The 14,197-nt window shown below is 68.2% G+C and carries 11 protein-coding genes; 9 read left to right on the top strand and 2 right to left on the bottom strand.

Translation table 11 applies throughout. From position 1 onward, the window contains the following. The first annotated feature begins 215 nt into the window (after positions 1-215). The 9 genes from WS96_RS29485 to WS96_RS29525 all read left to right on the top strand — a co-directional run bounded on the left by WS96_RS29485 (position 216) and on the right by WS96_RS29525 (position 12,392). On the top strand, positions 216-644 hold the full coding sequence (locus WS96_RS29485; RefSeq protein WP_059500760.1) for a hypothetical protein: 429 nt from the start codon (positions 216-218) through the stop codon (positions 642-644). Positions 645-706: 62 nt separating this feature from the next. Next, on the top strand, positions 707-1,465 hold the full coding sequence (locus tag WS96_RS29490) for a hypothetical protein (RefSeq protein WP_059837368.1): 759 nt from the start codon (positions 707-709) through the stop codon (positions 1,463-1,465). 104 nt (positions 1,466-1,569) lie between these two features. Then, positions 1,570-4,212 (top strand): poly-beta-1,6 N-acetyl-D-glucosamine export porin PgaA, encoded by a 2,643-nt coding sequence (gene pgaA / locus WS96_RS29495; protein WP_059837370.1) that lies wholly within the window; start codon positions 1,570-1,572, stop codon positions 4,210-4,212. A 15-nt stretch (positions 4,213-4,227) separates the two neighbouring features. Further along, positions 4,228-6,324, top strand: a complete 2,097-nt coding sequence (gene pgaB, locus WS96_RS29500) for a poly-beta-1,6-N-acetyl-D-glucosamine N-deacetylase PgaB (protein WP_059837372.1) — start codon at positions 4,228-4,230, stop codon at positions 6,322-6,324. Next, the gene (gene pgaC, locus WS96_RS29505; protein WP_059837374.1) at positions 6,321-7,592 is read left to right on the top strand and encodes a poly-beta-1,6-N-acetyl-D-glucosamine synthase; all 1,272 of its coding nucleotides are present in this window, start codon (positions 6,321-6,323) and stop codon (positions 7,590-7,592) included. The genes pgaB and pgaC overlap by 4 nt, the downstream gene beginning before the upstream one ends. Further along, positions 7,570-8,058 (top strand): hypothetical protein, encoded by a 489-nt coding sequence (locus WS96_RS29510; RefSeq protein ID WP_059837375.1) that lies wholly within the window; start codon positions 7,570-7,572, stop codon positions 8,056-8,058. Before pgaC ends, WS96_RS29510 begins: the two co-directional genes overlap by 23 nt. Before the next feature lie 119 nt (positions 8,059-8,177). Beyond that, complete coding sequence (glmS, locus tag WS96_RS29515) at positions 8,178-10,001, top strand: glutamine--fructose-6-phosphate transaminase (isomerizing) (RefSeq protein WP_059837377.1); 1,824 nt, start codon at positions 8,178-8,180, stop codon at positions 9,999-10,001. Then, positions 9,998-11,263 carry a hypothetical protein gene (locus tag WS96_RS29520; RefSeq protein ID WP_059837380.1) on the top strand — a complete coding sequence of 422 codons (1,266 nt, stop codon included), beginning with the start codon at positions 9,998-10,000 and terminating at the stop codon, positions 11,261-11,263. The genes glmS and WS96_RS29520 overlap by 4 nt, the downstream gene beginning before the upstream one ends. A 292-nt stretch (positions 11,264-11,555) precedes the next feature. Next, positions 11,556-12,392: a c-type cytochrome gene (locus tag WS96_RS29525; protein ID WP_059837382.1), complete on the top strand. Its 837-nt coding sequence runs from the start codon at positions 11,556-11,558 to the stop codon at positions 12,390-12,392. A 29-nt stretch (positions 12,393-12,421) separates the two neighbouring features. Here WS96_RS29525 and WS96_RS29530 read toward each other — a convergent pair whose 3' ends face one another. Both WS96_RS29530 and WS96_RS29535 read right to left on the bottom strand, forming a co-directional pair. Continuing rightward, positions 12,422-13,672: a Zn-dependent hydrolase gene (locus WS96_RS29530; RefSeq protein WP_059837832.1), complete on the bottom strand. Its 1,251-nt coding sequence runs from the start codon at positions 13,670-13,672 to the stop codon at positions 12,422-12,424. Further along, positions 13,665-14,189 (bottom strand): L-2-amino-thiazoline-4-carboxylic acid hydrolase, encoded by a 525-nt coding sequence (locus WS96_RS29535; protein ID WP_059837384.1) that lies wholly within the window; start codon positions 14,187-14,189, stop codon positions 13,665-13,667. The genes WS96_RS29530 and WS96_RS29535 overlap by 8 nt, the downstream gene beginning before the upstream one ends. Positions 14,190-14,197: the final 8 nt, after the last annotated feature.

Raw genomic sequence — 14,197 nt, forward strand, 5'->3', positions numbered from 1 at the left:
TCGTGTTCGGCAATATCGACTTTATTCAGCAATAAGCGATCCTCACCAATCCCTCCTTATCCTATTTAGATAGGACCTTTTACCCTCGTCCCATTCGGGCCACACGCGGTTGTTGGTTCAAAAACCATCGTGTATCAATAGCGTGTCGCAAAAAGAACGTTGGCAAATTCGACTCGGGGTCGGTGCACGTCATCGACTCCGAACGGGAGATTGCAATGTCACCCTCGCTTCGACAGCATGCTCGCCCTTTCCTGAGCGCCGTGCTCTCCACGCTCTGCATGAACGCCATGGCACAGACACCGGCGACCTCGTCGCCGCCGGCGTCCGGTCCGGGGGCAAACCGGTACGTGATTTCGTATATCTGCGGCGATGCGCGGATCGACGGTACCGCGCCGCTGCCGCCCGACGGCCGCCCGTACAACCTGGGCGTGTCTTTCGTGTCCGGAAACACCGGGCAGCCGCTCTCCAACGTGCAGGTGCGCCTGCGCCGGCATGGGCGTGTGCTCGTCGAATTCAACGCGTCGGGATCGCGCTGCCTGTTCAGCGTGCCCGATGCGAGCTATCGGGTCGAAGGGACCTATCAGGGAGCAACCCAGTTCGCGATCGTCGAGACGGGCACGCTCACGACGCAGTTGCGATGGTGAGCGTCGCATCGCGTCGCTTCGATCACGTCATTCGTGGAACGCATCGAATCAAGGAGTCTTGAATGCCCCGTGCAGAACGACCGGACGACTCGCCTGTCCGTGAGCCGAAGCCCTCGTGGGGTCCGGGAAAGAATGCGGCGCTCAGCATCGCCGCGTTTGCCGCGATCTTCGGCGCTTTCGCGTATGTCGAGCGAGACGCGAGGATCGGCCATGCGAGCGTGACGCACGATATCGCCGGCGTGATCGGAACCGCCGTCGGCAAGTACCGCAAGCTGATCGTCGCCGCGACCGGCGGTGCGTCCGGCCCGGCGGCGACCGCCGGCTCGACGTCGACGCTCGCGCAAGCCGGGCCGGTTCCGCCGTCCGCCTCGGCTGCGCCTGCCATGTCGGCCGCAGTCGAACCGGCCGCGCCGCCGGCCGCGACGGCCCGTTCCGACACGGAACATCCGCGCCGCGCGCATCTGCCGGCGACGAAGCTCGCGGCCGCCCCGCACGCCGCGTCGACCGGCAGCCGTCCGGCGCGCCCGGGCGACGCGCACCGGACGTCACGTTCGCAAACGCTGGCGCGCACGAGAAAACATCCGGACCCCGTACCGAAACAGCAACCGCAGTCGTATATCGCCGACACGTCGCACATGGAGGCCACCAGCGTCACGCACGACGAGCTGGAAGGCGCCCGCGCTCTGGCCAAGGCGCGCTGGTGCGCACGGATCGACGAATGGAGTTGTGTAGAGCAAAACGCGAGCCGTGCACTCGCCATCGACCCGAAGAACAGCGAATCGCGCGCGCTGCTTGGACAAGCGATCCGCAACCGCCTGTGAACCGGTCGGACGACGCCGGGCCTCGCTGCCCGGCGATGCGACGACCGGTGACGAGCGTCGTCGGGCGTGCAACCGATGTGATCGTTTCAAAGTGAGGACACACCGTGGCCAACAATCGTCGACAACAATGCACCACCGTCGCTCCGCCGAATCGGCGGATCCTCCTGCATGCGCCGCTGCTGTGCCTGCTCGTCGCGTCCAGCTCGTGCCTTGCCGCCGAAGGCGACGCGGAGCCGCGCAGCGCGAGCGAAATCGCCGGATCCCGCGGCGCGCCGGATGCGCTGCCGCCCGACCTGCAACCGACGGGCGCGGCGACGCAGGTCGCGCAGGGTTCGGGCGCGCAGCCCCCTTACGCGCCGACGCCGATCGCTCGGGCCTCGGATGCGTCGATGCAGAGCGCGCAGGGATCGAACCCGGCGATGCCGACCACGGTCGTGGTGGACCCGGATGCCGCGCAACCGAGCGCCGCGGTGCAGGCGCCGCCCTCGGCGAATGCCGCCGCAGCGGTCGAGCCTGCGTCGAACGCGCCGATGCTGCTGGCCCAGGCATTCGACACTTCGCCGCCCGATACGTCTGCGCCGCGCGAGCGAAAGTCGGATGCACCGCAGCAGCTCGCCCAGACCGCGCCCGCTGCACCGCCGGCTACGCCCGCTACGCCGACGCTCACCGCTCAGGCATCCGGCACGCCGATGCCGAATGCGCCCGCGCCCGTGACCCAGCCGTCCGGCACCGCACCGCCGTCGTCCCCGCAACCGACTTCACAGTCGCCCGGTGCGCAGCTCCCCGGCGAGCCGACCCAACGATCGCAGGGGCCCGACGTCGAAGCACCGAACGCACAAGCGCCGAATCTGCGCACGGCCGATGTCGCGACGGTGCGCAACGACGTGTTCGGCCTCGCGGCGAGCGGCGGCGCGGTCAAGGCGCTCGACGAAGCGAAGGCTCGCCCCGACGCGTTCTCCGCCGTCGACATCGCGCAACTGGAAGAACTGTCGATTCGCCAGCAGGTGCGCGGCGGACGCGACAAGTCGCGTTCGATGACGAGTTCGGACCGCTTCGACGGAATCGACAGCGCGCTGCGCGCGGCCGACGACCTCGACAAGCGGATACCGGCCACACCGGAGTACACACCGGTGCGCACCGCGCTCGCGGGCGACCGGGTAGTCGCCCTCGCGGCACGCGGCGACATGAAGACGGCCGTCGCGACGTTCGAGACGATTCCGTCCAACGCGGAAATCTCGATCGACGCGCTCGCGGCCGTCGGCGACGCCTATCTGTATCTGAGTGAGCCGGCCAAGGCGAACGTCGTGTATGCGCGCGCGCTGAAGCAGGCCACCGCGTCGCCGACGGATCGCGCGACGCGCGGCTTCCAGTACGGCTCGCGTACGCGTCCGATCGAGTTGCAGGAAGGGCTGTTCTGGTCGTACGTCGACCAGGGCCGCGCGGCGCAAGCGAAGCAGGTGCTCGACGACATGGAGAAGTCGCTGCCGCCGGCCAAGCAGGTGACCCACGTCGGTCCGGGAGAAAGCGACTACCTGCGCTACTACCGGCTGCGTGCGCAATACCTGATCTTCACGGGTCACGCCGACGAAGGGATCGCCGCACTCGAACAGCTCGAGCAACAGGTGCCGTTCAACGCGGAGATCCGCGCCGCGCACGCCGATGCGGTGTCCGGCCAGGCCCATCCGCGCCAGGCGATCTCGATGTATCGCGCGTCGCTGACCGATCACCCGGACAGCGTCGAGATGCTCGCGGGCCTCGGCCGCGCGTCGCTCACGGCGGACGACTACGCGACCGCGAAGACCGTCGACCAGACCCTGGGCAACACGTTCCCCGATAGCGGCGCCGTGCGCGGCTTCAAACGCGACTACAAGGCATACCGCAGCCCGGTGTTCACGACCGACCTCAGTTTCGAGCACGGCAACAGCGCGCTGGCCGACAACAGCTTCACGTCGGACAGCTATGTGTATTCGCAACCGTTCGGCGACAACTGGCGCGTGTTTTCGCACACGTTCTACGGTTTCGCGCAGACCGACGGCGGCAGAGTCAGCCGCACGCGCACGGGCATCGGCGGCGACTACCGGCACGGCCCGCTCACGGTGCTGGGCGAAGTCACGCGGTCGATGGGCTCGGACGGCCGAACCGGCGGCCGCGGGACGATCGCGTATGCACTGAACGACTACTGGACGGTCGGCGCCGGGCTCGACACCAACGACAACTCGCTGCCGTGGAAGGCGTATGCCGCGCACATCTGGGGCCGCTCCGCGAACGTCGAGGTCGTGTATCGCCAGAACGACCGGCGCGAAGTCAAGCTGAGCTACGGCGTGAGCCGCTACAGCGATTCGAACCTGCACCAGGAGATCGCGGCGACCGCCACGCAGCGCGTGTACACGTCCGCGAACCAGCTCGTCAACGTGTCGCTGAATCTCGGTACCGACAGCAACACGCGCCGGGACGCGCCCTACTTCAGCCCCGGGCGCGACTATGCGGCCGCGGCGACCGTCATGCATCAACTGACGCTGTGGAAGAAGGGCGACACGGGGCTGCAACAGCGCCTGTCGGTGTCGGGCGGCGCGTACAACGAGCGCGGCTTCGGCACCAGCCCGCTGTGGAGCGCGCGTCTCGAGCATGCGTGGACGTTCAAGCACGACATCACGCTGAGCTACGGCGTCGAGGTCAGCAGCCACGCGTACGACGGCCAGCGCGAGCGCTCCGAAACCGGCTTCCTGTCGCTCAACCTGCCGTTCTAGCAAGGAGATCGGGCAATGCTTCAATCCAGACGGACCTTCATGTGCGGATGCCTCGGCACGTTTGCCGCCTGTTCGCTGTTTCCGGGCGTGACCAACGCCAGGATGATCGACCTGCTGCCGCCGTCCGATCCGGCCGACGGCAAGACGTTTCGCGTGATCTGCATGCACGACGTGCGCGACAACCTGATGGCGTCGTTTTCGTCGCCGAACGCGATCATCGATCCGTTCGCGGTCGATACCGGCACGCTGACCGCGATCTTCTCGTGGCTGCAGACCAACAACTACCACACGATCACGGTCAAACAGATTGAGGAGTCGCGGCGCGGCGGCAAGCCGCTGCCGCCGCGCTCGGTGCTGCTCACGTTCGACGACGGCTTCCGCAGCCACTACACGAAGGTGCTGCCGCTGCTCGAGCGCTTCAAGTATCCGGCCGTGATGGGCCTCGTCACCGCGTGGATCGATACGCCGCCGGATACGCCGATTCGCATCAGCGACAAGGTTCAGGTGCCGCGCGACTACTTCCTGTCGTGGGACGAGGTGAAGAAGCTCGGGCAATCGGAATTCGTCGAACTCGGCTGCCACACCCACAATCTCCATCACGGCGCGGTCGCGAACCCGCAAGGCAACGAATTGCCGGCGACCACGTCGCATCTCTACCTGCAGGACCAGAAACGCTATGAAACCGACGCCGAATTCCACGCACGCGTGCACGACGACCTGCAGACCTGCGTGCGGCAGATCCGCGAACGCACCGGTCTCGTCGCACGCTCGATGGTGTGGCCATACGGCGCGGAAAACCAGCCCGTGCGCCAGATATCGACGTCGCTCGGCATGGACATCCAGTTCAGCCTCGATGCCGGCCCGAATACGCCGGACGTACCGCTCGACCGGCTGAGACGGATCCTGATGATGTACGACGTCGACATCGGCGGCTTCGAGCGCTCGATGCGCGAGCCGGCGTCCAATCGCGGCGACGTCGACGTGCCCGAGCGCACCGTGCAGGTCGATCTCGACCAGGTCTACGATCCCGATCCCGCGCGCCAGGAAGCGAATCTCGGCAAGCTGATCGAGCGCATCTACCGGATGCAGCCGAAATCGGTGTACCTGCAGGCGTATGCGGACCCGAAGGGCACGGGCGTGGCCGAAGCGGTGTATTTCCCGAACCGGCACCTGCCGATGCGCTCCGACCTGTTCTCGCGCGCCGCGTGGCAGCTCAACACGCGCTCCAACGTGCAGGTGTACGCGTGGATGCCGGTGCTCGCGTTCCGGCCGCCGGCCGACAAGCAGCGCGGGCTCGAGGCCGTCAGCGCCTACGGCGGCGCGCCGGCCCGCGAGAACGGCACGCGGGTGTTCCGGCTGAGCCCGTTCGATCCCGATGCGCGGCTGATGATCCAGCAGATCTACGAGGATCTCAGCAAGCACGCGTCGTTCAGCGGCATCCTGTTCAGCGACGACGCCGTGCTCGACGACTACGAGGATGCCAGCCGGCATGCGCTGCGCACCTATGCGCAATGGGGGCTGCCGGCCGACGTCGGCAAGATCCGCGAGAACCCCGATCTGATGAAGCGCTGGACACGGCAGAAGACGCGCTACCTGATCGACATGACCCGGCAGCTCGAGCAGATCGTGCTGGCCCACCAGAACGTCGGCGACGTGTTGACCTCGCGCAACATCTTCGCGATGCCGGTGCTCAAGCCCGAATCGGAAGCGTGGTATGCGCAGAACTACGACGATTTCCTCGCCGCCTACGACTACGTCGCGCTGATGGCGATGCCGTACATGGAGCAGGCGAAGGACCCGGAGGGCTGGCTGGACCAGCTCGTGAAGGTGGTGCGCACGAAGCAGCGCGGGCTGCAGCGCACCGTGTTCGAACTGCAGTCGTACGACTGGCACGCGCGCAAGGACGTGCCGGCCAGCACGCTGCTTGCGCAGATGCGGCGGCTGCGCAGCGAGGGCGCCGTGAATTTCGGCTACTACCCCGACAACTTCCTGAACGGCCATCCGGAGCTCGACGCGATGCGCGACGTGATGTCGCTGAAGTCGCGCCTCGACCCCACCTCGATCAACGCGCTGATGCAGATGCAGCAATCGCCGGGAACCAAGACGCCATGAACACCCACAGCCTCATCCAGCGCCTGCAGGATTTCGTCTTCTACTATCCGTTCTTCATGTCGTATCTGTGGATGATCGGCGGTGTCGTGCACTACTTCCTGCTCGAGGAGGGCCGCGAGCTGTCGACGCGCACGATCGCGTCGAGCGGCATCCCGAAGGTCTCGATCGTCGTGCCCTGCTTCAACGAAGCCGCGAACGCGCGCAGCGTGATCGCCCATCTGAACGGGATGCAGTATCCGAACTACGACATCATCGCGGTCAACGACGGCAGCAAGGATCGCACCGGCGACATCCTCAACGAGCTGGCCGTCGAGATCCCGCGGCTGCTCGTGATCCACCATGCGCGCAACGAAGGCAAGGCGGTCGGGCTCACGACCGCGGCCGCGGTATCCAACGCGGACTACCTGCTGTGCATCGACGGCGATGCACTGCTCGCGCACGATGCGATCGGCTGGATGCTCGAGCATTTCCTGACCGACCCGGGCGTCGGCGCGGTGACGGGCAACCCGCGCATCCGCACGCGCACGTCGCTGCTCGGCCGCATGCAGGTCGGCGAATTCTCGTCGATCGTGGGGCTGATCAAGCGCACGCAGCAGGTATACGGCCGCATCTTCACGGTGTCGGGCGTGATCACGATGTTCCGCAAGACCGCGCTCGCCGACGTCGGCTACTGGAGCTCGGACATGCTGACCGAGGACATCGACATCAGCTGGAAGCTGCAGTGCCGCGACTGGCGCGTCGTGTACGAGCCGCACGCGCTCAGCTGGATCCTGATGCCCGAGACGGTGAAGGGGCTCTACCGGCAGCGGCTGCGCTGGTCCAAGGGCGGCATCCAGGTGCTGCTCAAGTACGCGGGCACGCTGATGCGGCCCACGCAGATGATGATGTGGCCGCTGTTCGCCGAATACCTGATAGGCATCGCGTGGGCGTACTCGATGTCGTTCATCCTGCTGCTCGCGCTGATCGACGTCGCCTACCCGCTTCCGCCGAACTGGCATGTGTCCGTGGTGCCGCACTGGCACGGGATGCTGCTGGTCGCGACCTGCATCCTGCAACTGATCATCGGCAGCATGATCGATCGTCAATACGACGAGAAACTCCTGATGTACTTCCTTGACACCATCTGGTACCCCGTCGCGTTCTGGCTGATCAGCATGATCACCACCGTCGTCGCCCTGCCCGCCGTCGTACTGCGGGGCCGAGGCAAGCGCGCCGTTTGGGTCAGTCCCGACCGAGGCATTCAACATGAAGAACGCGCCGATTATTGACCTTTCCCTGCGCGCCCCGCGCGACATGATCGCCGAACGCGGCGGCATCGTCGGGCCCGTGCTCGTCGCGTGGTTCCGCCTCGTGCGGCCCGCGCTGGTCGGGGGTGTATGGGCATCGATCTGCATCTACACGTACCGCTACCTGTTGCCGTTCAACGAGGCCGAAATGCCGATCGAGCAGATCGTGTTCTACGTGACGAGCATCGCGCTGATCGCCGGCACGATCGTCATGTGGCTGATCGCGGGGCGCGTCGTGCATCCGCTCGCGTACCGCTTGCGCGTATCGAAGATGCTGCGGCGCTCGGCCAGCGTCAAGGTGCGCTCGGTGCCGCCGACCGCGTTCGCGAGCGCACGCCGGCGCGGCGCGCGGCGCACGACGCGCATTCTCGTCGCGTCGCACGATGCGAACGGGTCGATTTCGGGCATCGAATGGGTCGCGCACGCCGGCCCGCAGCCCCGCGAATGAATCGCCGGAGACGTGCCGCGCCGCTCGCGCCGCCTGGCCGCGCGGCGTGGCACCGCTTCCGGCATCGTGCTGGCGCGCGTCGCGCGCCGGCCGGCAACTTCCTGGAGACGAGGTGAATCATGTGCGGAATCGTCGGAGCAAGCGGCCTGAACAATCAAGTGCCGCAACTGGTCAATGCGCTGAGCCGGCTCGAATATCGCGGCTACGATTCGTGCGGCATCGCCGTGCAGGGCGACGGCCGCCTGCACAGCGAACGCACGCTGCGACGCGTGACGGACCTGCAGGATCGCGTGCTGACGCTCGGCCTCGAAGCGCAGACCTGCATCGCGCATACGCGCTGGGCGACGCACGGCGCGCCGTCGGAAATGAACGCGCACCCGATCATGTCGGGCGACACGATCGCCGTCGTGCACAACGGGATCATCGAGAACCACGACGCGCTGCGCGCCGAGCTGCGTGAACGCGGCTACACGTTTCGCGGGCAGACCGACACCGAGGTCATCGCGCACCTGATCCACAGCCTCTATCGCGACGACCTGTTCGACGCGGTGGTACGCGCCGTCAAACGGCTGCACGGCGCGTACGCGATCGCGGTGCTCGGCGCGCGCGAGCCGCAGCGCCTCGTCGCCGCGCGCGCCGGCTCGCCGCTCGTGATCGGCATCGGCGCCAAGCAGAATTACCTCGCGTCCGACTGCGCGGCGCTCGGCGATCTGACCGACCGCTTCGTGTACCTGGAGGACGGCGACGTCGCGCTGATCACGCCGGAGCGCATCGCCGTCGTCGATGCGAGCGGACAGGAAGCGCGGCGCCCGTTGTGCGAAGTGAAGGCGCGCGCGGACGATGCGGCGCTCGGCCCGTACCAGCACTTCATGCAGAAGGAAATCTTCGAGCAGCCGAAGGCGATCGCCAGCACGCTCGACGGCATCGACACGATCACGCCGGCGCTGTTCGACGCGACGGAAGGCACGGGCGCACTGCTGTCGCGGGTGAGAAGCGTGCTGCTGCTCGGCTGCGGCACCAGTTACTACGCGGGCCTGACCGCGAAGTACTGGCTCGAAAGCATCGCGGGCGTGCCCGCCCAGGTCGAGATCGCCAGCGAATTCCGCTACCGCGACACCGTGGCCGATCCGCGCACGCTCGTCGTCGGCATCTCGCAGTCGGGCGAAACGGCCGACACCATCGGCGCGATCGAGCAGGCGCGCACGATGGGTCAGGACCTGTCGATGGCGATCTGCAACGTCGCGACCAGCACGATCGCGCGCAACGCGCCGCTGCGGTTTTTGACGCGGGCCGGCACCGAGCTCGGCGTCGCGTCGACCAAGGCGTTCACCACGCAGCTCGTCGCGCTGTTCGTGCTGACGCTGACGCTCGCGCAACTGCGCGGCCGGCTCGACGCCACGCAAGTCGCGACGCACCTGAAGCAGTTGCGCGCGCTGCCCGAGCGCATCGGCCACGCGCTCGCGCTGGAAACGCAGATCATGGGCTGGGCCGCGAAGTTCGCCCGCACCGAGAACGCGCTGTTCCTCGGGCGCGGCATCCACTTCCCGATCGCGATGGAAGGCGCGCTGAAGCTCAAGGAGGTGTCGTACATCCACGCGGAAGGCTATGCGGCCGGCGAGCTGAAGCACGGCCCGCTCGCCCTCGTCACGAGCGCGATGCCGGTGGTCACGATCGCGCCGGACGATCGCCTGTTCCAGAAGCTGAAATCCAACATGGCCGAGGTGCGCGCGCGCGGCGGCCGGCTCTATGTGCTGGCCGGCAATCAGCTCGAAATCGACGCCGACCGCGACACGCACGTGATCCGCGTGCGCGAATCGGGCGACCTGCTGTCGCCGATCGTCAACGCGATTCCGTTGCAACTGCTCGCGTATCACGTCGGCTGCGCGCGCGGCGCCGACGTCGACAAGCCGCGCAACCTCGCGAAATCGGTGACCGTCGAATGATGCGGCGAACGCGCCCGGTACGGGCGGCCATGCGTCTGGCTGCGGCCGCGCTCTGCGGCGCGGGCGGCATCGGCGCGGCGCCGGCGGCCCTCGCCGGCGCGCCGGCCGTGCATACGGTCACCGTGTCGAGCGCGCCGTCGCCGCAGGACACCGGCGACCCGCGGCGCTTCATGCACGGCATCGGCGTGGCCGACGCCGGCGACGGCAAACGCTGGGTGTTCTTCAGCAGCTCGGGCATCGTGCCGCGCGGTGCGCTGCGCAGCGGCAACTGGCCGCATGACGTGTACGTCGGCGAATGGCAGCCCGACAAGCCGCGCGTGCTGCACGTCCGCACGTTCATCAGCCGCCCCGAGGCGCAGGAACCCGTATCGATCGCGCAGAACGCGCACGGCGACATCTTCGTCACGTTCGAAGACGGCTGGAACGCGCCGCAGGAAGTCAGCCAGCGCTACGGCGTCTACCGCCGCGACCTGAAGCCGATCAAGCCCTACCCGAACGACGTCGAATCGGGCGGCCATTCGGGGCATGTCGCGACGGTCGCCGACCGTTTCGTCGTGTTCTATTCGGCCGACTGGGTCAACGGCGGCGGGGTCGACAACCTCGGCAGCGGCAACGGCGTCTACCTGAAAACCTACGACGCGGCCGGGCGCGTGCTGAACCATGTCGCGGTCGCGCCGCGCCGCCGCGAGTGGTGGCCCGTGATCGCGGGCTCGCCGCGCAACGCGCTGCTCGTGTGGCAGAAGTTCATCGAAGGCAGCACGGACGCGGCGCTCGAATACGCGATGTTCGACCCGGTCACCGCGAAGCTGGAAAAACTCGGATCGCTGAACGACGCCATCCAGTACTACGTGTATTCGGCCGCCTACGTGCCGGAGATCGACCGTTTCCTCGTCGTCACGACGACAGCCGACGATCGCGGCGTCGCGATGCTGATCGCCCCGGACGGCCGTCGCACGGCGACGCTCGATTGCCTGCCCGCGTCGGTGCGCGAATCGGACATCGGCGTCGCCGGCACGCACGCGTATGTGCCGACCCGCGACGGGCGGCTGCTGACGCTCGCGCTGGCGCCGGCGGACATGGCGGTGAGCGGCGTGCAGCGCTCGCCGATTCCGTGGGGCTCGACCGGCGTCGCCGGTTTTCCGGCGCGAGGCGCGGCGATGCACTTCGTATCGCTGACGCCGTCGGGGATACGCGAAGCCGATTTCGAACCGGAGCAGCGTACGCCGATGCCGAAGAACGAAGTGTCGTGTTCGAGCCACTGACGGCACGCCGGTAACACGCTGTCGCGAACGCGGGCGGGCCGCGCGTCGCCACCTGCCCGTCGCCTTCGTCCGTCCGCCCCGCGTTACGCCAGCACGTCGCTCATTCAGCCATCGAGCCGCCGGGCACGCTGTCGCGGCCCTGTTCGGGCATGACCGCCGCGCCTTTGCACACCGCTTTGCACACCGAATTCGCCAGCACCGCCCGTACCGGATAGACTGTCGCCCGATTCCTTCCATCGGCCGCGGCGTCCCGCCTCCTGCCGCCGCCGGAACGCCCCTTCCCGGAGAACGAATGCTGAAGCGCCAGTGGTTTTCGCTTGTGCTGCTGACGGTTTGCCTGCTCGGGCAACGCGCGTCGGCCCAGTCCACGCTCGAACTCGACACCGACGGCACCGCCCGCGCCCTCACCCGACAGACGTTGCTCGCGCGTCCGGACGCGACCGACATCCACGTGCCGCGCGACATCGCGTACGGCCGGCCGATGACGTTCCGCGCGGTGCCGTTCGCCGCGCTGCTCGGCGACACGCCGCTGCCGGCCGCCGGCGTGCTCGAAACGCGCGCGGCCGACGGTTTCGCCGCGCAACTGCCGCTCGATCTCGTGCGCCGCCGCGCGCCGGCCGGCGCGATTCCGTGGCTCGCGATCGAGGATCCGGCTCGTCCGTGGCCGAAGCTGCCCGGCAAGCAGGTCAGCGCGGGGCCGTTCTATCTCGTCTGGCTCGGGCCGGACGCGTCGTCGGTGCGCGGCGAGCAGTGGCCATACCAGATCGTTCGCATCGCGATCGAATCGTCGCCGCTCGCGCGCTGGCCGTCGCTCGCCGTCGATCCCGCGTTGCCCGCGGACGACCCGGCGCGCGCGGGCCAGCACCTGTTCGTCACGCAATGTCTCGCGTGTCACCGCATCGACGGCGCGGGCAGCAGCCACGCCGGCCCGGACCTGAACGCGCCGATGAATCCGGTCGACTATTTCCAGCCTGCCGCGCTGCGCCGCTACATCCGCAACCCGGCGTCGGTGCGCGACTGGCCGGGCCGCAGCATGCCGGCGTTTCCGCCCGATCAGTTGAGCGACCGGGAGCTCGACGAGATCGTCGCGTATCTGGGATACATCGCGCGCCGCAAGGCCGGCAAGTAAGCCGCGCGCCGGTTACCCGCCCGTCGCGCCTACGCTTCCTGCGCGCTCTTCAGCACCGCGTGCAACAGCACGTCGGCGCCGGCCGTCGCCCATTCCGGCGTAATCGCTTCGGCCTCGTTGTGGCTGAGCCCGTCGACGCACGGCACGAAGATCATGCCGGTCGGCGCGACACGCGCGACGTAGCACGCGTCATGGCCCGCGCCGGACACGATGTCCATGTGCGACAGCCCGAGCGCACGGGCCGCGTCGCGCACCGTCTCGACGCAGCGCGGCGCGAACGGTATCGGCGCGTACGTGAAAATCTGCTCGATCTGCGCGCCGAGGCCGGTTTCGTCGGCCACGCGCGCGAGTTCCGCGCGCAGCACCGCGTCCAGTTCGTCGAGCACCGCATCGTCGGGATGGCGGAATTCGACCGTGAAGAAGCAGCCTCCCGGCACCGTGTTGCGCGAATTCGGCCGCGCTTCGATCATCCCGACCGTTGCGCGCGCATCCGGTGCGTAGCGGCGCCCGAGCACTTCGACGAACGAGATCATCCGCGCCGCGCCGACCAGCGCGTCGCGACGGAACGCCATCGGCGTCGTGCCCGCGTGCGCGTCGACACCGGTGAGCGTCACCTCGTACCAGCGCTGCCCCTGCCCGGCGGTCACGACGCCGATCGTCTTGCCGGCCCGCTCGAGAATCGCGCCCTGCTCGATATGCAGTTCGTACGCCGCGTGCACCGGATAGCCGCCGACCGGCTCCGTGCCCGCGTAGCCGATCCGTTCGAGCTCCTCGCCGATCGTGCGGCCGGCGCCGTCGGTGCGCGACAGTCCATATTCGAGCGTATAGACGCCCGAGAACACGCCGGCCGACACCATCGCCGGCGCGAAGCGCGAGCCTTCCTCGTTGGTCCAGATCACGACGTCGACCGGGCGCTCGGTCTCGATCCCCGCGTCGTTCAGCGCGCGCACGACTTCGAGGCCGCCGAGCACGCCGTAGATGCCGTCGTAGCGGCCGCCGGTCGGCTGCGAATCGGCGTGCGAGCCCGTCATCACCGGCGCGGCGTCGGGATTGCGGCCCGCGCGGCGCGCGAACACGTTGCCCATCCGGTCGACGCGCACCGTGCAGCCGGCGTCGTGCGCCCACTGCACGAACAGGTCGCGCGACTCGCGGTCGAGATCGGTCAGCGCGAGACGGCAGACGCCGCCCTTCGGCGTCGCGCCGATCTGCGCCATCCGTTCGAGCGACGCCCACAGACGCTCGCCGTCGACGCGCGGCAGGGTCACGGCGGCGTCACGCATCGCCGTGCTCCGGTGCGCTTTGCAGCGCATAGCGGAAGTCGCAGCGCCGGCCGCCCTGCATGATCGTGCTCGTGCGCGTGAGCACGATGTCCGGCGCATAGCCCTGGATGAAATAGCTGTCGCGCGCGCAGCTCAGCAGGTGCCCGATCTCGCCGAGCCCCATCGCGCGATACATCTCCGCGTAACTGCAGCGATGCACGTCGTAGTCGTAGTGCGCGTCGTCCGCGCGCCGGACCTCGACGTCGAGCGCATCGTCCTTCTCCCACAGCACCTGCAGCGCGATGAACGACTTCACGCTCGTGCCGCCCGGCTCCTGCGCGGCGAACGTACGGCCCGCGTCGACGGCCGCGCCGCGCACGGCTTCCGCGATCACGGCCTGCGCGCGCTCGGCGCCGAACTCGCGCTTCATGATCTCGTAGATCGGCTTGATGATTTCCGCTTCGATGCGGCGCCGCGCGAGGATGCCGAGGCGCGGGTCCTCGGGTGCGGCGGCGGATGTCGGGTTCGCTTCGGTCATGGGGATCG

The organism is Burkholderia sp. MSMB1835 (assembly GCF_001526365.1).
Lineage (GTDB): Bacteria > Pseudomonadota > Gammaproteobacteria > Burkholderiales > Burkholderiaceae > Burkholderia.